Origin of the sequence: Halorubrum salipaludis, from assembly GCF_002286985.1 — an archaeon.
GTDB lineage: Archaea > Halobacteriota > Halobacteria > Halobacteriales > Haloferacaceae > Halorubrum > Halorubrum salipaludis.
On record NZ_NSKC01000002.1, the window covers coordinates 1 to 19,692 of the forward strand.

At 69.4% G+C, this 19,692-nt stretch carries 19 protein-coding genes and 1 rRNA gene; 7 read left to right on the forward strand and 13 right to left on the reverse strand.

What is annotated here, in order from left to right; genetic code table 11:
• The first annotated feature begins 102 nt into the window (after positions 1-102).
• Together rrf and CK500_RS02735 are read left to right on the forward strand one after the other, a co-directional pair.
• Positions 103-224 (forward strand): 5S ribosomal RNA (gene rrf, locus CK500_RS02730).
• Between the two features lie 181 nt (positions 225-405).
• On the forward strand, positions 406-1,272 hold the full coding sequence (locus CK500_RS02735) for a DUF7504 family protein (RefSeq protein WP_233138670.1): 867 nt from the start codon (positions 406-408) through the stop codon (positions 1,270-1,272).
• A gap of 15 nt (positions 1,273-1,287) precedes the next feature.
• Here the strand turns inward: CK500_RS02735 and CK500_RS02740 are convergent, their stop codons facing one another.
• Positions 1,288-1,584, reverse strand: coding sequence for a hypothetical protein (locus CK500_RS02740; protein WP_095635732.1), 297 nt, complete (start codon positions 1,582-1,584; stop codon positions 1,288-1,290).
• A gap of 115 nt (positions 1,585-1,699) precedes the next feature.
• On the opposite strand from CK500_RS02740, the gene CK500_RS02745 reads away from it, so the two are divergent.
• Both CK500_RS02745 and CK500_RS02750 read left to right on the forward strand, forming a co-directional pair.
• Positions 1,700-2,587 carry a DMT family transporter gene (locus CK500_RS02745; protein WP_095635733.1) on the forward strand — a complete coding sequence of 296 codons (888 nt, stop codon included), beginning with the start codon at positions 1,700-1,702 and terminating at the stop codon, positions 2,585-2,587.
• Positions 2,588-2,681: 94 nt separating this feature from the next.
• Positions 2,682-4,274, forward strand: a complete 1,593-nt coding sequence (locus tag CK500_RS02750; RefSeq protein ID WP_095635734.1) for a sensor histidine kinase — start codon at positions 2,682-2,684, stop codon at positions 4,272-4,274.
• Positions 4,275-4,313: 39 nt separating this feature from the next.
• On the opposite strand, the gene CK500_RS02755 is transcribed toward CK500_RS02750, so the two are convergent.
• The gene (locus CK500_RS02755; RefSeq protein WP_095635735.1) at positions 4,314-4,811 is read right to left on the reverse strand and encodes an SRPBCC family protein; all 498 of its coding nucleotides are present in this window, start codon (positions 4,809-4,811) and stop codon (positions 4,314-4,316) included.
• Positions 4,812-4,928: 117 nt separating this feature from the next.
• Between CK500_RS02755 and CK500_RS02760 the strand changes: the two genes are divergently transcribed.
• Complete coding sequence (locus CK500_RS02760; protein ID WP_095635736.1) at positions 4,929-5,855, forward strand: DNA-3-methyladenine glycosylase family protein; 927 nt, start codon at positions 4,929-4,931, stop codon at positions 5,853-5,855.
• Positions 5,856-5,992: 137 nt separating this feature from the next.
• Positions 5,993-6,442: a DUF555 domain-containing protein gene (locus CK500_RS02765; protein WP_095635737.1), complete on the forward strand. Its 450-nt coding sequence runs from the start codon at positions 5,993-5,995 to the stop codon at positions 6,440-6,442.
• A gap of 118 nt (positions 6,443-6,560) precedes the next feature.
• Here CK500_RS02765 and CK500_RS02770 read toward each other — a convergent pair whose 3' ends face one another.
• The 8 genes from CK500_RS02770 to CK500_RS02805 all read right to left on the reverse strand — a co-directional run bounded on the left by CK500_RS02770 (position 6,561) and on the right by CK500_RS02805 (position 14,429).
• Positions 6,561-6,794 (reverse strand): UPF0058 family protein, encoded by a 234-nt coding sequence (locus CK500_RS02770; RefSeq protein WP_095635738.1) that lies wholly within the window; start codon positions 6,792-6,794, stop codon positions 6,561-6,563.
• A gap of 271 nt (positions 6,795-7,065) precedes the next feature.
• Positions 7,066-7,245: a DUF7836 family putative zinc-binding protein gene (locus CK500_RS02775; RefSeq protein ID WP_050026851.1), complete on the reverse strand. Its 180-nt coding sequence runs from the start codon at positions 7,243-7,245 to the stop codon at positions 7,066-7,068.
• Between the two features lie 133 nt (positions 7,246-7,378).
• A complete protein-coding gene (locus CK500_RS02780) occupies positions 7,379-8,380 on the reverse strand; it encodes a transcription initiation factor IIB (protein WP_095636231.1) in 1,002 nt (333 codons plus the stop codon).
• 328 nt (positions 8,381-8,708) lie between these two features.
• On the reverse strand, positions 8,709-10,760 hold the full coding sequence (locus CK500_RS02785) for a DUF7282 domain-containing protein (protein WP_198951500.1): 2,052 nt from the start codon (positions 10,758-10,760) through the stop codon (positions 8,709-8,711).
• Positions 10,761-11,341: 581 nt separating this feature from the next.
• The gene (locus CK500_RS02790; protein WP_095635740.1) at positions 11,342-11,650 is read right to left on the reverse strand and encodes a hypothetical protein; all 309 of its coding nucleotides are present in this window, start codon (positions 11,648-11,650) and stop codon (positions 11,342-11,344) included.
• A 99-nt stretch (positions 11,651-11,749) separates the two neighbouring features.
• Positions 11,750-12,031, reverse strand: a complete 282-nt coding sequence (locus CK500_RS02795) for a winged helix-turn-helix domain-containing protein (protein WP_095635741.1) — start codon at positions 12,029-12,031, stop codon at positions 11,750-11,752.
• A gap of 85 nt (positions 12,032-12,116) precedes the next feature.
• Positions 12,117-13,073, reverse strand: coding sequence for a mechanosensitive ion channel family protein (locus tag CK500_RS02800; protein WP_095635742.1), 957 nt, complete (start codon positions 13,071-13,073; stop codon positions 12,117-12,119).
• A gap of 93 nt (positions 13,074-13,166) precedes the next feature.
• Positions 13,167-14,429: a Zn-dependent hydrolase gene (locus CK500_RS02805; RefSeq protein WP_095635743.1), complete on the reverse strand. Its 1,263-nt coding sequence runs from the start codon at positions 14,427-14,429 to the stop codon at positions 13,167-13,169.
• 100 nt (positions 14,430-14,529) lie between these two features.
• On the opposite strand from CK500_RS02805, the gene CK500_RS02810 reads away from it, so the two are divergent.
• Positions 14,530-14,745, forward strand: coding sequence for a PLDc N-terminal domain-containing protein (locus CK500_RS02810; protein ID WP_233138676.1), 216 nt, complete (start codon positions 14,530-14,532; stop codon positions 14,743-14,745).
• 43 nt (positions 14,746-14,788) lie between these two features.
• On the opposite strand, the gene CK500_RS02815 is transcribed toward CK500_RS02810, so the two are convergent.
• From CK500_RS02815 to malA, 3 genes are all read right to left on the reverse strand, one after another.
• Positions 14,789-15,820 (reverse strand): sodium:calcium antiporter, encoded by a 1,032-nt coding sequence (locus CK500_RS02815; protein ID WP_095635745.1) that lies wholly within the window; start codon positions 15,818-15,820, stop codon positions 14,789-14,791.
• Between the two features lie 4 nt (positions 15,821-15,824).
• Complete coding sequence (gene malQ, locus CK500_RS02820) at positions 15,825-17,327, reverse strand: 4-alpha-glucanotransferase (protein WP_095635746.1); 1,503 nt, start codon at positions 17,325-17,327, stop codon at positions 15,825-15,827.
• An 85-nt stretch (positions 17,328-17,412) separates the two neighbouring features.
• Complete coding sequence (gene malA / locus CK500_RS02825) at positions 17,413-19,560, reverse strand: alpha-amylase MalA (protein WP_095635747.1); 2,148 nt, start codon at positions 19,558-19,560, stop codon at positions 17,413-17,415.
• Positions 19,561-19,692: the final 132 nt, after the last annotated feature.

Genomic DNA, 19,692 nt, shown 5'->3' on the forward strand with positions numbered 1-19,692 from the left:
CACGCATACACGGTCGGCCGATCGAGAGGTCGGAACCACCGACACAGGCGTCTCTTCCACAGATTGTGGAGAGAGTCTCGGTTCGAGTCCGAGAGTCGGCGTAAAGGCGGCCAGAGCGGTGGGGGAACACCCGTACCCATTCCGAACACGGAAGTTAAGCCCACCAGCGTACCGGGAAGTACTGGAGTGAGCGATCCTCTGGGAACCGCGGTTCGCCGCCTGCCCATTCATACGGGAGAATACTCCCACTCACAGCCCACGGACACCGTGTCCGTGGGCTGATTTGCTATTCGGCGAGCGGCAGTGCCGTCTACCGCACGCGACCGCATTTCGATCGCCGCGGCTCTCAATATTGAGACTTGTTCCCATAAGTTTATGCACGTTCTCCGTGAAGCGAAGGTAATCATGGCCGCTCCGACAGACTCCGCTCGCGAGTTTGCGGTGCGCGTGTCCGACCGCGGACGGCCGCCGGTTCGTGATCGGGACGTCGGAGAGCGGGTGATCTCACTACTGTTCGGAACGGGAATCGAGGAGTGGCGACGCGGGTGGCGCCGAACCGTCGGAACGGTGCCGGACCGGGAGGCGATCGTTTCCGCGAGCGATCACACCCGCGGTGCCGCGACGGCGACGCAGGTCGTCCCGGACCGGGGGCTCGCGTACACCGTGCTCGGTGCGCCGGTCGACGTCGATCGGATCCTCGAGGCGGTCACGGGCCACTTGGCGGATGCTCGCGGCCTCGAGGTCACGGTGATCGTCGACGATATCGAACCTCTCTTGGCCGAGCACGGCCCGGAGACGGTGAGCGAACTCCTCGACGGCTTGCGGCTCCGACTCGACGACTGTCGGAGCACCGTCGTGATCGGCTGTTCGTTCACGGAGCGGACGGCGCCGTCGGCCGCGTCCCTGTTCGATCCGGCCGACGACGTCGAACGGATGGACCACGCCCTCGCACCCGCTCTCGACGAACTCCGACGGAACGATCCGACGACGTTCGGGTACGTTCGGCGGCACTGGGCGGAAGCGCGGGCCGGTATCGAACGGTGCGATCGGAACTACCCGCAGGCGAAGCAGGTTCACGCGGCGCTTTCCGAGCCGGAGACGACGCCGCGGACGCTCGGAACGGCGCTGTCGGGACTGGTCACGCTCGGCGTCGTCGACACGTGGAGCGAGACCGTCGGCCCGACGCGGTACGATCTCACCGCGTACAGGCCGACGCGCATGTGGGCGGTCGGGGCGACCCTCGCGGCCGCCGACGGGTCGTTCGACGACTGAGGCCGCGGTCAGTCGTCACCTCTCGGCGTCGCTCTGGTCGCCTCCGGGAATTTCCAGGTCGTGTGAGACCACGGTACCGTCGGGTTCGAGGGTCACCGTACCGAGCGTCGCCGTCTCACCCGTTCGGAAGCGATCGGCGACGGACTCAAGCACGGACTGTCGATCGAGCTGCTCCCAGACCGCGTCGGCGACGAGCGACTGGAACTCCTCCGGATCGGTCCACCCGGAGTCGACGTCGGAGGGGACCCCGACGACGACTCGGAACTCCGCTTCGGTGAGGTGGATCCCGACCCCGAACGTGTCTGCGCACATGCGTCGCCGTTCGGCCCCGCTTTTTAAATCCCCGTCGGACGCGTCGCGCTCGGCGTCCCTCGGGGGCGTCCCGAAACCGGTAACCGGGTGCGATGGGAACCCGAGAGTCGAACGGATGTCGACGGATCCCCGCGTCTCGCCGATGCTCGGGCTCGCGGTCGCGGTGGCCGCCGTGAGCGGTGGGGCGGTCCTCGTCCGTCTCAGCGACGCCCCGAGTTCGGTCGCCGCGTTCTATCGGGTGCTGTTCACGACGGTGCCGCTGGTCCCGGTCGCGCTCTGGCGATATCGGGCGCAGCTCGCCGAGGTCACCCGCAGCGATCTCGGGTTCGCGACACTCTCTGGGATCGCGCTCGCGTTGCACTTCGCCGCGTGGTTCGAGAGCCTCGCGTGGACGAGCGTCGCCGCGAGCGTCACGCTCGTCCAGGCGCAACCGGTGTTCGTCGCCCTCGGGGCGTGGCTTCTGCTGCGCGAGCGCGTGACCTCGCGGATGGTCGCGGGTATCGTCGTCGCCGTCGCCGGAATGGCGGCGATGTCGCTCGGTGACTTCCTCGGCGGCGTGCTCGTCGGACCCCGGCCGATCTACGGGAACGGGCTGGCCCTGTTCGGGGCCGTCATGGCGGCCGGATACGTGCTCGCCGGTCGGTCGCTCCGCCAGCGGGTCGCGCTCGTCCCCTACGTGGTGATCGTGTACGGAGTCTGTTCGGTCACGCTCCTCGCGATCGTCCTCGCCGAAGGGCACGGGCTGACCGGGTACCCGCCGAGGGAGTGGGCGATCTTCGCCGGGCTCGCGATCGGGCCCGGACTGCTGGGCCACACCGTGATCAACTGGGCGCTCGAGCACCTCGAATCGAGCGTCGTCTCCGTGTCGCTGCTCGGGGAGCCGGTCGGGGCGACGGTCCTCGCGTTCGCGTTCCTCTCGGAGGCGCCGACGGCGTTCACGATCGCAGGCGGTGCCGTCGTGCTCGCCGGAATCGTGCTCACCGCCACCGAGAGCGGGACGTGACCGTCGGGCCGGCGTTTCCCGAACTGCGGTACGACGTTCTCGAAGCCGATATTTGCGGGTTAACCTTCAAATGCGGTTGGTCCGATCCCTCCGTATGCACCGGCGGTCCGTCGTGATGTACGTCGGAGGAGACGATCCGGACGTGCGGACGCGCGTGTCGGACGCGGTGGAGGCCGCGTGGGGCGGTGCGCGGGCTCCGGAGTACCGAGCGACGGCTCCCGACGCGCTGCTGGAGGCGGCGGAAGACGCCGATCTGCAGCCGCTGGCGGACGCCTGCGGGATCGTCACGACGACCGAGGCTGTCGGAGAGCCGTCGGTCGCCGAGCGGCTCGCACAGACGCCGGACACCGTTCCCGTCATCGTCGTTCTCGAGGGCGAGACCGCCGAGGAGTTCCGGCTCGCGCTTCGGGCGGGCGCCGCCGACGTGGTTTCCGGCCCGGCGCCCGCACGATCCGAGTCGGATCCGGCGGCCGACCCCCTCGTCGAGCGACTGCGCGGTGCGGTGGAGCCGCGGCGGGTTCGGTTCGGGGCGGACGACGCGGATCGCCTCCGCGAGGTCCTGCTGGACTCCGGGTCGACGCTGATGAGCACGCGGTCCGACGAGGTCGACACGAAGATCAGCTGGACCATAGAGAGCGTCGGCGAACACGCCGAGCTCGACCGGATCGTCTGTTACCTCCGGGACGGGGAGGCGCTCGATCCCGCGTACGTCTGGTGTCCGGACGGCTGTGACACCGAGCCGCGCGCGCTCGACCAGTTCCCGGAGTCCGACCGCCTCTCGACCTTCGAGAACGTGGTCAGATCGTCGGCTCCGCCGGAGTCGGCGGAGCGGTCGACGGCCGAGCGCGACACGGCCGGAACGGGGGTCGACTCGCCGGCGACCGTTCACGTTCCGCTCGTGGCCGACTGGGAACTCGTCGGCGTGCTGGCGTTCGAGACCGACGCGCGGCGCACGTGGACCGACGAGGAGGTCGACCTCTATCGGACGTTCGGCGACCTGATCGCGCACACCATCGCGCGCAACGATCGGCGGCTGGAGCTCCGCCGACGGACCGAGCAGCTCGAACAGTTCAGCTCGGTCGTCTCCCACGACCTCCGGAATCCCCTCAACGTCCTGTCGGGGTACTTGGAACTGGTGGAAAGCGAGGTCTCGCCGTCGACGTACGAACCGATGGATCGGGCGGTGACCCGGATGGAGACGCTCATCGACAACCTCCTGATGTTGGCGAAGCGCGGGGAGACGATCGGCGAGACCGAGTCGATCTCGGTGACGGGGATCGCCGAGGAGGCCTGGCAGACGGTCCGTGCCCCCGACGCGACGCTGACGATCGCCGACGAGATCGGGCAGGTGCGCGCGGATCCGAACCGGCTCAGACAGGTGTTCGAGAACCTCTTCCGGAACGCCGTCGACCACGGCGGTCCGAGCGTCGCGATCGAGATCGGTCCCCGAACCGACGGCGCCGGCGGCGCGGGGATGTACGTCGCCGACGACGGGCCGGGCGTCCCCGCCGACGTGAGCGACTCCCTTTTCGACTCCGGATTCTCGACCGCGGACAGCTCGGGTATCGGGCTCGCCATCGTCGACCGGATCGTCGACGCTCACGGGTGGGATGTCGACGTCCACAACGACGACGGCGCAGTGTTCGAGCTCTCCTTCGACGCGGGAACGCCGGTGACCCCGGCCTGAGCGTTCGGACCTCTCTCGGCCGGGATCGAAAGCCGGGAGCTACGGCTCGAACCGCGCGACCGTCCGCCGGTGGCGGTCGCGGAACATCCCTTCGAACCCGACCTTCGCGAACGGCCCCGCCGCGTCCCCGAGGGGGCCGAACGGCAGCCGGTACGAGACGGTGTCCACGAGCAGGGTCTCGTCTCCGTCGGCGTAGAACGCGTGCGTGTGTTCCCATTTCCGGAACGGACCGCCGGACATCTCGTCGACGAAGTGGGCGCGGTCGCCGGGATCCTCCCCGTCGCCGGGCTCGCGCTCAGTGATCCGCGAGGTCCACCGCTGTCGCGGACCGACGCCGAAGGGCCGTATCGACATCCCTATCTCCGATCCCTCGACGAGCACGTCCGGATCCGGCGCTCCGTCCGGCCCGGTGACGCCGGTGATTCGGAGATGCATCCACTCGGGCGTGAGTTCGCGGAGCCCGTCGATCGTGGAGTGAAACGCCCACACCTCGTCGATGGGAGCCGGCACGCGGGTCGTCCGTCGGTACGTCGGCATACGACCGTTACGGGACGAACGGGCAAAAACCCGTCTTCGGCGGCGGTTCGCGGGGTCGGTCCGTTCGCAACTGACCGACCGAAACCCGCATACGGCCGCGGCGCCATCCGATCGGTAATGGAGCGAGGCGCGATCGACGTCGCCGATCTGGCCGGCCCGTTCGATCTCCAAGCGACGGTCGAGAGCGGACAGAGCTACCTCTGGAACCGCGCCGACGGCGGGACCTACGAGGACCTCCACGCGCACGGCGGCGACGCGTGGTACGAGACGGTCGTCGACCCGATACCCGGCGTCGTCGACGAGCGGGTCCCCGTTCGGGTGCGACAGGAGGGCGGGGTCCGCGACGGAACCCTTCACTGGGAGTCGTCGACCGACGCGGTCCCGCTCTTGGAACACCTGTTCCGGCTCGACGACGACCTCGACGCCATTCTCGACGCGACTCCCGATCTCCCGCTCCTCGAACGCGCGTACGACGCCTACGAGGGGATGCGGCTCACGCGCGACCCCGTCTTCCCGTGTCTGATCTCCTTCATCTGCTCGGCGCAGATGCGCGTCGCGCGGATCCACGGGATGCAGCGTCGCCTCCGCGAGACGTACGGCGATATCGTCGAACTCGACGGGGAGGCGTATCACGCGTTCCCGACGCCGGACCAGCTCGCGGCGCGGACCGAGCAGGAGCTCCGCGACCTCTCTCTGGGCTACCGCGCCCCCTACGTCCAGCGGACCGCGGAGATGGTCGCGACCGGCGAGGCGCACCCCCGGGAGGCGTCAGACCTTCCCTACGAGGAGGCGCGTGAGTCGATGACGCGCTTCGTCGGCGTCGGCGACAAGGTCGCTGACTGCGTCCTGCTGTTCTCGCTCGGCTTCCTCGAGGCGGTCCCGCTCGACACCTGGATCCGGACGACGATCGAGGAGTACTACCCGGACTGCGAGCGCGGGAACTACGCCGACACGTCGCGCGCGATCCGGGAGCGGTTCGGCGGGGAGTTCGCGGGCTACGCGCAGACGTACGTCTTCTATCACCTCCGCGCGGGCGGCGAGTAGCCCGATTCGATTCGACGCGGCTCCACGTGGCTCGACGCGACCCAACCCGGCGCGACGCGGACCGCTCCGGCGTCGTTTCGCCTCGGAGACCTGTCGGCCGAACTTTCATGCCGGTTCGCGTGGTACTGCCCCCCGTGATGGACTGCCGAGTCGTCGTCGAGGCCGCCGTTCCGGTGTACGACGTGGAGACCGCCGACGAAGCGGTCCGGATCGCCATCTCCAAGACGGGCGAGATGCTGAACCCGGACCTCAACTACGTCGAGATCGAGACGGGACGCCGCACGTCGCCCGGCGGCGAGGAGCTCCCGCCTGCCTTCGTCGCCGCCGACGAGGCCCTCGTCGCGCTCCGGCTCCGGATGGACGTGTTCAACGTCGACCGCGAGAAACACGCGAGCCGCGTCGCCCGCAAGGAGATCGGTCAGCGGCTCCGAAACATTCCGCTGAAGGTGCTCAGCGTCGAGGAGATCGAGGACGACTCCGAGGCGGAGCCGTCGCCCGACGGGTCGGCGGACGGGGATCAGGCCTCCGGAGACGCGATCGACTCCGCCGACGGGGGAGACGACGACGCGACCGGAGTCCGGGACTAACGCTCGGACTGACGGTTCTCGCTCGGGACGAAACGCACCGCGATGGGGACTCAGCAGTCCGTTTTGGCCGGCGTTGTCACTGAGAACGTAACGATCGGTCGCAGGTAGCGACGAAGATTCAGTCCGCGGTCGGGGCCAGCGGCTCCGATTCAGACTCTTCCATCGGCTCGGTGATTCCCTCGGTCAGCTTAAAAACGGCGGCTTTGTGGTCGGTCTTCGACTTGTGAATCGATGTCGGTTTGACGCCGAGTTCCTCGTAGGCGTCGAGGTCGATATCTTCGTCCCAGAACTCGCACTGCTTTCGTACTTCCGCGAGGAGGCCGTGAAGGTGGATGAGTTCCTGCTTCTTCATGAGTACCAGTCCTTTGCTACCGGAGGTTTATATTATTATCCTGAGTCACGTTACCATGGGTAGCTCCGATTTCCGCGTTTCGGGGGTAGAGAGGCGGCTTTTCGCGTTATCGATCGGGAAGATTCTGCGGCCCGGCCGCTGCTGATCGACCGCCGGACGTCGTGGTTTCCGTCGGTCGATGCGCGATATGCTCGTCTGTCGATGTGTCCCGGACCGCGCTGCGGTCGCGCGCGCTCGACGGACCGACGTGGATCGTCTGAGCCGCCGTGCGTCACTGGAACTGCTTGACCGCTTCGAGATCGCGTTCGGTCCGCATGAACTCCGTCAGTCGGCGCGTCGCGTGACAGTCGGGACAGCTGAAGTTCGAACGAAGCCGCTGAAGGTCAGCGGGGTTGTCCTGCCACTCCTTGTTACACTCCGGACAGACGAGTCTGACGAACGCGTCTACCATGTGAGTGACGTACACGGGGCCGGGTTAAAAACGTACGTGGCGGCTGCGCCGCGCGACGACGTGGCCGAAGCCGGCGTCGATCGAGAGGGGTCGCGACCGAGACGACCCAGACGAACACGGGGACGGAGACGACTCAGGCGGTCAGCCCCTCGCTGGCGTCGAGGAGCTCCTTGTACCGGTTCCGGATGGTGACCTCCGAGATGTCGGCCACCGCCGACACCTCGCTCTGGGTCACCTTCTCGTTCGAGAGGAGCGCGGCCGCGTACACCGCCGAGGCGGCGAGGCCGACCGGCGACTTTCCGCTCGTGATCCCGGACCGCTTGGCGCTGTCGAGCAGCTCGCGGGCGGCTCGCTGCGTCTCCTCCGAGAGATCGAGCCGCGAGACGAACCGCGGGACGTAGCTCTCGGGGTCGGCGGGCTGGATCTCCAGTTTCAGCTCGCGGATGACGTACCGGTACGTCCGGGTGAGCTCCATCTTGTCGACCCGCGAGACGGCGGTGAACTCGTCGAGGCTCCGGGGGTTCCCGGCCTGCCGGGCGGCGGCGTACAGCGCCGCGGTCGCGACGCCCTCGATGGAGCGTCCCGGCAGGAGGTTCTCGCTCAGCGCGCGGCGGTAGATGACGGATGCGGTCTCGCGGACGTTGTCCGGGAGGCCGAGCGCCGAGGCCATGCGGTCGATCTCGCCGAGCGCCTGCTTGAGGTTCCGGTCCTTCGAGTCGCGGGTGCGGAACCGCTCGTTCCAGGTGCGGAGCCGCTGCATCCGCTGGCGCTGGCTGCTGGAGAGGGACTTGCCGTAGGCGTCCTTGTCCTGCCAGCCGATGTTGGTCGAGAGCCCCTTGTCGTGCATCATGTTCGTCGTCGGGGCGCCCACGCGCGACTTGCTGTCGCGCTCGCTGGAGTCGAACGCGCGCCACTCCGGCCCGCGGTCCACCGAGTCCTGTTCGACGACGAGCCCGCAGTCGGTACAGACCGTCTCGCCGTGTTCCGTGTCGGTCACGAGGTTCCCGTCGCACTCCGGACAGGTCGTGGTCCGCTCGCTCGCGGACTCCGTCTCGTCCGTCGTCGATTCGGCCGACTCCGTGGTTCGGTCTCGCTCGATCTCGCTGTCGTAGCCGCGTATGTGTGTCTCAGTCATGGTGTTCATGGTGTCTTACCGATCGAACCTCGACAGAAATACTGGAGCCGGGTTCGCCGATTCGCTAACTCATAGTAAGCACCGAGAGTATATAAATCTTTGCCCTCTTTCACAAGCAATGATATCTGAAAAACCTCCTACCGGTCGTATGTGAGGGTATAACGGGATCGGCGCCGTTTCGCTGCAGCGTCGGATCGCGGGCCGAAGCGATCAGAAGTATATAAAACACGGCGTTTGAGTCGGCGTCGCCGACCCGGCGTCAACGAGAAAGCGCCGCCGAACTGGTGCTGCCGAGCTGGCGCCGCCGACCCTTTTTGAGGAACCGACCTCAGGGGCGACGGCGCGCGACGAGCGCGACCGCGATCAGCGCGACCAGGGCGACGACCGCGCCGAAGCCGGGCGCTTCGTCGCCGCTACCGTCGTCGCTCGCCTCGTCATCGCTCATCTCGTCGTCCGACATGCCGTCATCATCTGACATGCCGTCGTCGTCCGACATGTCGTCGTCGGCGTCATCGCCGTCCCCGCCGTCCGTCTCGTCTCCCATCTCTCCGCTCGCGACCGTCAGGTCGGCGGCGGACATCACGGGTCCGCTCGCGGCCGCGTACGGGCCGTCATCGGCGCCGTCGCTGCCGGGGAAGTCGTAGGCCTCGTTGCCGTTGGTGTCGCGGTGCGCCATCGCGAAGACCGAGTCGTCCTCGGTCAGCGGGTCGTCCAGCGCGATCTCGACGTCGGTGTGCGTCCCCGGTCCGAGGTACGCGCTGGTGCCGCGGATGGAGTCGAACACGGCGCCGTCGGCGAGCGACGAGTCGTGAACCGTCACGAACCCGCCGTCGTGGAGCGTCACTTCGTCGACGACGACGGTGTCGCCGTCGGTCTCCTGCGCGGTCGCCGCGACGAACGCGGTCACCTGGGCGCTCGTGCCGGCCGTCACCGGGGCGTCCTCGCCGGTCAGGAAGGGGCCGTCGGCGTCTCCCTCGCTGTCGACGAAGTCGTACGCCTCGTTGCCGTTGGTGTCGCGGTGCGGCATCGCGACGAGCTGCTCCGTGTCCGTCAGCGGCTCGTCGAGCTCGATCGTCACGTCCTCGTGGACGCCGGCCTCCAGGTACGCGCTGGTGCCGCGGACGGAGTCGAACACGGCGCCGCCGCCGAGCGAGGCGTCGTGGATCGTCACGAACCCGCCCTGGCTCAGGTCGACGCGCTCGACCGTGACCGTCGCGCCGTCCGAATCGGCCGTCTCGAACGCGACGCCCGCGGAGACGGTGACGTTCCCGTCGTCCATCACGATGTCCGACGAGTCGGTCGTGTACGGGCCGTCCTCGCTGCCGTCACTGCTCGGGAAGTCGTACGCCTCGTTGTCGTTCGTGTCCCGGTGCGCCATCGCGAACAGCGCGTCGTCCTCGGTCAGCGGGTCGTCGAGCTCGACGACGACGTCGCGGTGGATCCCCGGTTCGAGGTACGCGCTCGTTCCGCGGATCGAGTCGAACGTCGCGCCGTCCGCGAGCGAGGAGTCGTGCATCGTCACGAACCCGCCCTCCGGCAGGTACACCTCGTCGACGACGACCGCGTTGCCGCCGGAGGACTGCGCGTCGAAGCTCGCCCGCGCGTCGTCGTCGAGTTCGACGTCGATGCCGGTCATCACGATCTCGTCGTCGGCGTCGAGGTACGGGCCGTCCTCGCTTCCCTCACTGCTGGGAAAGTCGTACGCCTGATTGTCGTTCGTGTCCTGATGCGCCATCGCGAAGACCGTGTCGTCGTTCTGTAGCGGGTCGTCGAGCCGGACGCGAACGTCCTCGTGGACGCCCGCTTCCAGGTACTCGGTGGTGCCGCGGATGGAGTCGAACACGGCGCCGTCGGCGAGCGACGAGTCGTGGACCGTCACGAACCCGCCCTCGCTCAGCTCGACGCGGTCGACGATCACGTACTCGCCCTCGCCGGGCTGGTCGGTCCCGCTCACGCTCGCGGAGACCGTCACGTTCGCGTCGTCCATCGCGATGTCGCCGTCGACCGTGTACGGGCCGTCGGCCTCGCCGTTCGAGGAGACGAACGTGTACGCGCGGTCGTCGTCGGTGTCCCGGTGCGCCATCGCGTGGAACGTCCCCGACTCGACCGCGTCAGTGAGCTCGACCGTCACGTTCTCGTGCGTGCCCGCGTCGAGGTACGCGCTCGTGCCGACGACGCTCCCGAGGGTGTTCCCGTCGGTCAGCGAGTCGTCGTGGATCGTCACGAAGCCGCCGTCCGGGAGGTGCACCTCGTCGACGACGACCGTGCTGCCGCCGGACGCGCCGTCGGCGAAGCTCACGCTCGCCTCGTTGGTACCGCTCTGTGCCGCGACCGCGCCAGTCGCGCCGGCGACCGCCGACACGACCACCACGACCGTCATCGCCAATGTCAATGCGCTCTTGCGCATGAGAGAGTCGACCGCGGATATATAAAAAGAGATTTTCCGAACTCCCGCCGCGTTCTCACCCAAATTCGTTCGGAAAGGCTCCCAAAATACGTTTGCAAGCGCTGATGTTCCGTTTCTCGGAACAGCGGTGATCGATAGCGCGAGTGGATCTCGCAGCTCGGCGGTGGTAATTGGATATTTAAACAGGAATGAGCGATTGCGACGATCGCTTATAAAGAACGATGTGGTGGCGTCGCCGGCGGCGAAGCCGCCGGCTGCAAGCGAGAGCTGTGCTCTCGCCCTGCGTGCCTGCGAGGCCGCTCCGCGGCCGAGGAGCACGCGCGAGGGAGTCGGGCGGCCGGAGCGAAGCGGAGGCCGGCCGACGAGGCTGGGGCTTTGAAGGTCTTCACCGCAACATCGTCGATCACTTATAAACACCCGCCAGCACCACCGCAATCAGACTTATAAACAACCACGCTACCAACGTACGAGACTCACTCCCGTCATCGATCAAGCTGTACCTCAACACTCACGGATACTCGCTCGACAGTACGGTAAAAGCGCTCCCGGTCGGCTCAGTCCCACGTGACCCACACGAGGAAGAGGAGCCCGGCAGTCTGGAGCACGTGGAGCGCCATCATCCCGCGCCACGCGATCGGCGGCACCGCCTCGGACGCGAACCAGACCGACAGAGTCGGGTCGAGCAGGTAGATGTACAGCGCGAACGCGTTCTCCCCGAGGAGGAACACGCCGAACATCGCCAACCCGAGGGCGTGCTTCGAGCGGAACTGCGCGTAGTTCCGCCCCCACACCCAGACGAGCGCGAGCAGCAGGGCGACGTTCACCCCCGCCGAGACCCGCGCCACGTCGAACCAGAGACTCATCGTACACCTGCTATCGGCGGGCCGGGTATAACCGCTTTCCCAAATTCGTTCCGAATACGACCCGCAACGCGGCGCTGACGGGTCGAAACTGCCGATCGGTCAGTCGTCATCTGTTTGCTCCATGATCGTTTCGATAGTGTCCCAGTGCTGACGCGCCCGCGGCGTCGGGAGGTAGATGGCCCCGTAGTCGTCGCCGCTACGCTCGACGACGTCGTTGTCCATCAGTACGTCGAGGTGGTGTCGAACGGTCTTGTAGTCCAGATCGAGGTCCTCGGCGAGCTGGTTCGCGTTCCGCGGGCGGTCGTCGAGCGCCCGCAACAGCCGGACGCGGTTCGCTCCGCCCCGCGTTCCGGTTAGCACGTACCAGAGTGCCGCTTCCATCGTATTCGAGTCGTGCGCACGCCACCTAACTCCACCGCTCCCGGACGCGGTCGGCGGGGATCGCGATCGCGGGCCGCGCGTCCCGCTACCGGCTCCGGCTCACCGGGAACGCCACTCTGTCGGGGTTCTCGTTGAACCGCTCCAGAATCCGTTCGTACAGCCGGTTCTTCACGCGCTGTCCGCGGCGCGGGTGGGTGAGATAGCGGACGCGCAGCTCCACCCACGACTCCTCCTGTTTCACGTTCACCGTCGGCTTGTCGTACACCTCCAGCTCCACGGGCGTCTCGGCGAGCGCCTCGCGGTACGCCGCGATGCCCGCGGCCATCTCGTCGCCGAGGAGATCGGTGGCCTCCTCGGCCATGACCTCGCGCGCGAAGTCGAGATCGGTCTCGTAGGCGACCTGCACGGCGACCTCGTTCCACACGTACGCGGAGCCGCCCCCGCCGAAGTTGACCACGTTCGAGGAGAGCACGACGCTGTTCGGCACGGTCACCACCCGCCCGGACGGCTGATTCGTCGTCACCAGCTCGCCGTTGATCTCCCACAGCGTCGTCACGAGGAAGTCGACGCCGATCACGTCTCCCTTCGCGTCGTCGATCCGGACGCGGTCGCCGACGCCGTACGGCTGTTTGACCGTGATGTACACCCACGCGATGAGCGAGAGGAGCGGCTGCTGGAGCGCGAAGGTGATCGCGAAGCCGATGACCCCGAGCGAGAATAAGAGTCCGAGCCAGTTCTCCGTCAGCACCGCGAGCGTCGCGACCGTGCCCACGAACCCGAACGCGAGGCGCAACACGTTGCGCGTGTTGTACGCCCGTCGCTTGTTCGCGGAGCGCATCAACAGCTGGACCGCGAGGAGGTACGACCCGTACAGCACGCCGAACACGGCGACGACGAGCAGCGCGCGTCCGACGACGAGGGTCGCGGGATAGCCGATCAGGTCGGGCCAGTCGGCCAGCGCGCCGGTCGTCGTCACGAGGCCGCCGGCGGCGCCGGCGACGACGCCGAGGCCGATGGCGCCGAGTCCGAGCGGTCGTCTCACGGTCGTCGGTCGCGGCCGACCGCAAAAACGGTTGTGACGGCGGGCGGGGCCGGAGCGGGCGCGCCGTCGACCGTCGAACCGCGGCTGCAACGACTACTCGGTCGCGACGCGCGCCAGCGCCCCCGCGAGGACCTCGGTCGCCGCGGCGCAGTCGCTCCAGTCGGTCCACTCGCGCGGATTATGCGAGATCCCGTCGCGCGAGGGCGCGAACAGCAGCGAGGCGTCGGTGACCGCCGCCACCCGCATCGCGTCGTGGGCGGCCCCGGAGTGGAGGTCGATCGCGGTCCGGCCCGCCCCCTCGGCCGCCGCGTGCGCCTCGTCGCGGAGCCGGTCGCTCATCGGCGTCGGCGCCACGTCGAAGGGGCGCTCGAAGCCCGTCTCGACGCCGCGCTCGCGCTCCAACCGGTCGAGCGAGTCGCGCGCGGCGGCGACGATCCGGTCCATCGAGTCCGCGGTCACGTCCCTGACGTCGACGCCGGCCTCGACGCGACCGGGGACGACGTTGGTCGCGTTCGGCGAGATGGACAGCGAGCCCACCGTGCCGACCGCGGAGGGACTCGAGTCGTCGACGACCGCGTTCGCGGCCGCCTCCACGTCGAGGACGAACTCGCTCGCGGCCGCCAGCGCGTCGGTCCGCTCGCCCATCGCCGTCGCGCCCGCGTGGTTCGCCTCCCCCTCAATCGTCGCCTCGCAGTGGGTGATCCCCGTGATCGTCGTTACCACGCCGGCGTCGGCGGCCGCCTCCTCTACGACCGTGTCCTGCTCGACGTGGAGCTCGTAGAACGCCGCCCACGACGCCGGATCGACCTCGTCGTCGCCGCGGTAGCCGATTCGGTCGAGGGCCTCGCCGAGCGTCTCCCCGGCGTCGTTCTCGTACGCGAGCACCTCGTCGAGGTCGGTCACCCCGGTCGCGACGCTCGATCCGAGCAGCCCGTTCCCGAACGTCGCGCCCTCCTCTTCGGTGAAGCTCACGACGGCGACCGGCCGGGCCGGCTCGACGCCGGCGTCCCGCATCGCGCGCACCGCCTCCAGCGCCGCGTACACCCCGAGCGGGCCGTCGAAGATCCCGCCCTCGGGGACGCTGTCGAGGTGGCTCCCGCTCGCGACGGGCGCCGCGTCGGGATCGGCCGAGTCGGGGGTCCACGTCCCCACGAGGTTGCCGACCGGGTCGACGGAGACCTCGAGACCGGCGTCCTCGAACCGCTCGACCAGCCGGTCTCTGGCCGCGCGGTTCGCCTCGGTGCCGGTCAGGTTCGTTCGGCCGCGCTCCTCGGGGTCGTCCGACGCGATCCGTCCGAACGCCGCGTTCGCCTCCAGGTCCGCCCGGAGGCGGTCGGCGTCGACTGGCAGGTCCATGCCCGGATCGGGGGCCGGCGGGGCAAAACGGTTCGTGGTCGGAGCGCCAGCGGTTCTCGGGGCAGCCAAAGACACTTATTGCTCGACGGAGTCGTCGGGAGTGATGTCCCCGATACTGCTACAGGGAGGAGCCGGTGCGCTCTTCTTCCTGTTCGGCCTCCTCACGCTGCTCGTACAGCTCGGTATCATCGTCTGGATCTACTCCGACGCCCAACAGCGGAGCGACCAGCCCGCGTTCCTGTGGGCGATCGTCGCGTTCCTCGCGCCGCTTCTGGGGCTCGTGTTGTACCTCATTCTCGGTCGCAACCGGTACTGAGTACCGATCTGAGCGATCTGGCCGATCGGGGCGAACCCTCCGTTCACACGCCCCGAAGGACGGTCGTCGCCCCGACCGTCTCCGCAACCACCCACGCGACGAACAGGAGGTACGCGACCAGAAGCGTCGACGACTCCCGCTCGGTGAGCGACAGGTCCGTCCGGAGCGTCGCGAACAGCAGCACGGTCGCGACGGTGAGCACGCCGAGCATCGGGACGGCCGTCGAGAAGTTCACGTCGACGCTCCCGACGATCAACACCCCGACCGGGATGGCGACGAGCAGGTCGAACGTGTTCGACCCCAGCACGTTCCCGAGGCTCGTCCCGCCGCGCCCCTCGCGCGCGGTCCGGACGCTCACCAGGGCGTCGGGGAGGCTCGTCGCGGCCGCGACGATCGTGACGCCGGCGAGGAACTCCGGGATCCCGAACGCGGACCCGAGCGACTCCACCGACCCGACCAGCCGCTCGACGGCGACGCCGATGAGGAGCAGCCCGGCCGCGAGCTTCCCCCACTCGCGGCGGACGGCCACGCCCTCCCGCACGCGCTCGACCGCCGCGTCGCCGACGTCCTCGTACTGGATGAACAGGTAGAGCCCGTACAGCGTGAGCGGGATCGCCGCGACGGGCCGGGTCAGCTCCCCCACGATCGGGTCCGAGGAGACCGGGAAGTAGATCACCGCGAGCGAGAAGGTGACCACCAGCGCCGACACCGCGATCATGTAGAACTGCGCCTCCTTGTACACGATCGCGCGGCTCGCTTCGAGGTCCCCGTCGGCGCCGAACCCGGAGAGCCCGGGAATGACGAGGACGTTGAAGATCGCGGAGCCGACGAGCGCCCCGACGCCCATGTCGAAGACGCCGGTGGCCGCGGTGACGACGACGCTCGCGAACTCCGGGAAGCTCGACCCGACGGCGACGACGATCGACCCCTGTACCACCGCCGGCAGGCCGTAGTACCCAGACAGCGTCTCCGCGGCCTCCTCCAGCCACCCGCTCCCCACCCAAATGGCGCCGGTGGCGACGGCGATCACGACGAGGTGGAGTACCGAGCCGTCCGCGAGCCCCCAGCCGAGCATCGGGCTACCTCACATGTCGGCCGGCGAGCTCCCACAGCCGGTCAGCGATCTCGTCGTCGAGCGCCTCGCGGCGGACGCGCCACTCCCAGTTGCCGCCGAGGGTGCCCGGCTCGTTGAACCGCGCCTCGCTGCCGAGCCCGAGCAGGTCCTGGACCGTCGTCATCGCTAACACCGCCTCCGAGGCCCACACCTCGTCGATGATCTCCCACTCGGTCGGGCGGCCGCCGTCGGCGCCGACGTTGTACCGGAAGCAGTCGCGCTGGCGCTCGGGGAGGTCCTCGAAGTAGCCGACCCACGTGTCCGTGTCGTGGGTCGACGTGTAGCCGACGACCCCCTCAGGGTAGTGCATCGGCTGGTACTCGTCGCCCTCCGCGCACCAGTCGGCGTACTGCGGGACGCGCATCCCGGGGAAGCCGAACTCGGCCATCAGATCGTCCATCGCCGGCTCCTCGAACCCGAGGTCCTCGGCGATGAAGGGCGCCTGCCCGAGCTCGCGCTCCACCGCCTCGAACAGGTCCCGCCCCGGCCCCTCGTGCCACTCGCCGGCGGCCGGGTCGTCGCGGTCGGCGGGGATCGCCCAGTACTTCACGAAGCCGAGGAAGTGGTCGAGCCGCGCCACGTCGGCGAGCTCGAACAGCCGCCGGAACCGCGCGATCCACCAGTCGTAGTCGCGCTCCGCGAGCCGGTCCCAGTCGTAGACGGGGTTCCCCCAGCGCTGGCCGTCGTCGCCGGCGTTCGGCGGCACTCCGGCCACCGCCGCGGGGCGGTTCTCCTCGTCGAGCCGGAACGCCTCGGGGTTCGCCCACACGTCCGCGGAGTCGAGCGCGACGTAGATCGGCACGTCGCCCACGATCGAGACGCCCTCCTCGTCGGCGACGGCCCGGAGTTCCTGCCACTGCCGGTCGAACGTCCACTGGAGGAACTCGCGGAACCGGACCTCGGTCGCGTGGCGCTCGCGGGCGTCGGCGAGCGCCTCGGGCTCCCGCGTCCGGAGCGGCTCGGGCCACTCGGTCCAGGTGTCCTCGCTCCTCGCGTCCGAGAGCGCCCGGAACAGCGCGTAGTCGTCGAGCCACGGCTCGCGCTCGCGGAAGGCGTCGAACGCGGGGGGAGCGCCGCCGGCTCCCTCCCCGCCCCCCGCCTCGTCGAACCGCTCGAACGCGGCGCGCAACAGCGGCTCCTTGTACTCGCGGACGGCCTCGTAGTCGACCCGGTCGGCCGGGAACTCCGGGACCGGTTCGAGGTCGCCCTCGTCGAGCCACCCGTCGTCGACGAGCCCGTCGAGGTCGATCAGGAGGGGGTTCCCGGCGAACGCCGAGGGCGACTGGTACGGGGACTCCCCGGCGGCGTCCATCGTCGGACCGAGGGGACAGATCTGCCAGTGGCGGACGTCGGCGTCGCCGAGGAACGAGAGAAACGCCTCCGCGCCGTCGCCGAGGTCGCCGATGCCGTGTCTCCCCGGGAGCGAGGTGACGTGACAGAACACGCCGCCGGAGCGGTCGAGTCGCATGGGTCCCCCTGCGACCCCCACCGACTCAAGCGTTGTGACCACGCGGTCCCGGCGGGCGCGCCGGCGCCCCCCCGCGGCTGGCGGATCAGCGCTCGGTCTCCCGGACGACCGCCACGTCGTCGACGCGGATCCGCTCGGCCCCCTCGCCGTCGACGACCACGCAGGGCTCGTCGGTCACGAGGTTCCGCTTCCCGTGGTCGGCGCCGACCGCGACGCTCGCCGGCTCGGGCGCGAAGTTGAGGACGACGACCAGCGACTCCTCGCCGTCGCTCCGGCGGAACGCCACCACGTCGTCGGGGTGGACGTCGCCGCTGGCGACGATCGGCCGCTCCGCGAGGTCGCCGCTGGCGACGTGGTATCCGATCCGGTCGAGGTCGCCGTCGGGGCCGAGCGCGGGGTGCTCGTCGCGGACCGCGAGCAGCCGCTCGTAGCGCTCGCGGACGCCCTCGCGGGCGTGCTCCCACGCGATCGCGTCGCGCCGGCCGCGCTGGCCGATCTCCTGGCCCGCGTAGATCATCGGGACGCCCGGCAGGGTGACGATCGCCGCGCCCGCCGCGGCCGCGGCGGCGTCCCCGCACTCGACGCGGTAGCGCGTCTCGTCGTGGTTCTCGATGTACTGGAGGAACTCGGCGTGGTCCGGGAAGCCGATCTCCGCGCGCTGGTCGATCGCGTCCAGCACCGACGCGGCGGGGTCGACGCCCCGCCCGATCTGGCGGAGCTGGAAGTACAGCGTCGCGTCGAAGTGCACGTCGAACATCCCCTCGTGGAAGCCGGGGATGTACGGGATCGTCTCGTCCATCAGCAGGAACTCCCGGTCGATGTCCTTCACCCGGTCGCGGAGCTCCCGCCAGAAGGAGTCGGGGACCGCCCACGCCATGTCGCAGCGGAACCCGTCGACGAGCGGCGCCCACTCGTCGACCACGTCGAGGAGGAACCGCCGCACGTCGAGGCTCGCGTGGTTCAGGTTCGCGATCAGCTCCCAGTCGAAGTACGTGCCCGGCTCGCCCGACTCCTGCCACTCGTAGCGGTCGCGGTACGGGGAGTTCGGGTTCTCGTAGGCGTCCTCGAACCACTCGTGGTCGCGCGCGGTGTGGTTCGCGACGAAGTCGAACAGCACGCGCAGGCCGTGGTCGTGGGCGGTCTCGACCAGCGCCTCGTAGTCGTCGCGGTCGCCGAGGTCCTCGGCCACGTCGAAGAAGTCGGTGATGTTGTAGCCGTGCGGCTTCCCGTCGTGCTGGAGGACCGGCGTGAGCCACAGGGTGTCGACGCCGAGGTCGGCGATCGCCGGGATCCGCTCCGCGATCGCGTCGAACGTCTCTCCCCGCTCGCCGTCTCCATCGCCTCCGTCCCCGCCGCCCTCGCCGCCCCCGCCGCTTCCGTCGGCGAACGTCCGCACGTACACCTCGTAGACGGACGCGTCGCGGGTCCACGCCGGCGGGTCGTTGAGCCGAACCGTCTCGAAGTCGGGCGCGTCCGGACCGCCGATCCGCCCGGCCCCCTCGCTTCCCCGGACCGTCCCGGCGTCGCGCCGCTTGACCGCGACCGCGTCGGCGACGCTGACGCGCGGCTCCCGTCCGGGCTCCGCGGCGACGGCGACCCCGTGGACGCGCAGGCGGTCCGCGACCGCGGCCGCGGGCACCCGGAGCTCCCGTCCGTCGTCGCTCGTCTCCAGGGCGTCCCGCGGGTTGGTCCGCCCCTCCGCGACCGCGCTCTCCACGTCGCGGTCGTCGACGACGAACGTCACCCGCAGGTCCTCCGGGGCGAGCGAGGAGCGGGGGTTCGGCGTCGGCGTCGCGCGGACGACGATCTCGGGGGCGCCGTCGTCGGGCGCGCCGCCGTCTCCGCCGTCATCCACGGTCGCGTCCAGTCGCACGCGCGGCCGTCCCACTCCCTCGTGACCGTGCGACTCCGCGTAGCCGACCGGGGCGTCGCCGGCGGTTCGGTCGCGGATCGCCGTCCCGCTTCCGCCCGCCACGTCGACGCCCTCGTAGCTCGACGGGAACGCGCGGATCGTCAGCAGGTGGTCGCCGTCCGGCGCGTCGAGGCCGATCCGGTAGCGCCCGGGGACGTCGGGAGTGAACTCGGTCACCGGGTCGGGGCCGACCGTCGCCTCGCTGTCCGGGGGCGCGTCGACGACGCGCCACGCGTAGGACGCGCTCGGGTCCGGATCGCGCGGTGCGAGCTCCGTGGTCTCGCCGGTCGCGAGGAATCGCGGGGGTCCGGGATGGTGCATGTCACCCCCATCGGCGCCCGGGGTCTTCGGTGTTGCTCCTGCGCGGGTCGCCGTCGACCGGGCGTCCCCAGGGCCGGATCGCGTCGCGCCCCGCAGACGGCAAGCGTCGCGCCCCGCAGACGGCCTCGTTCG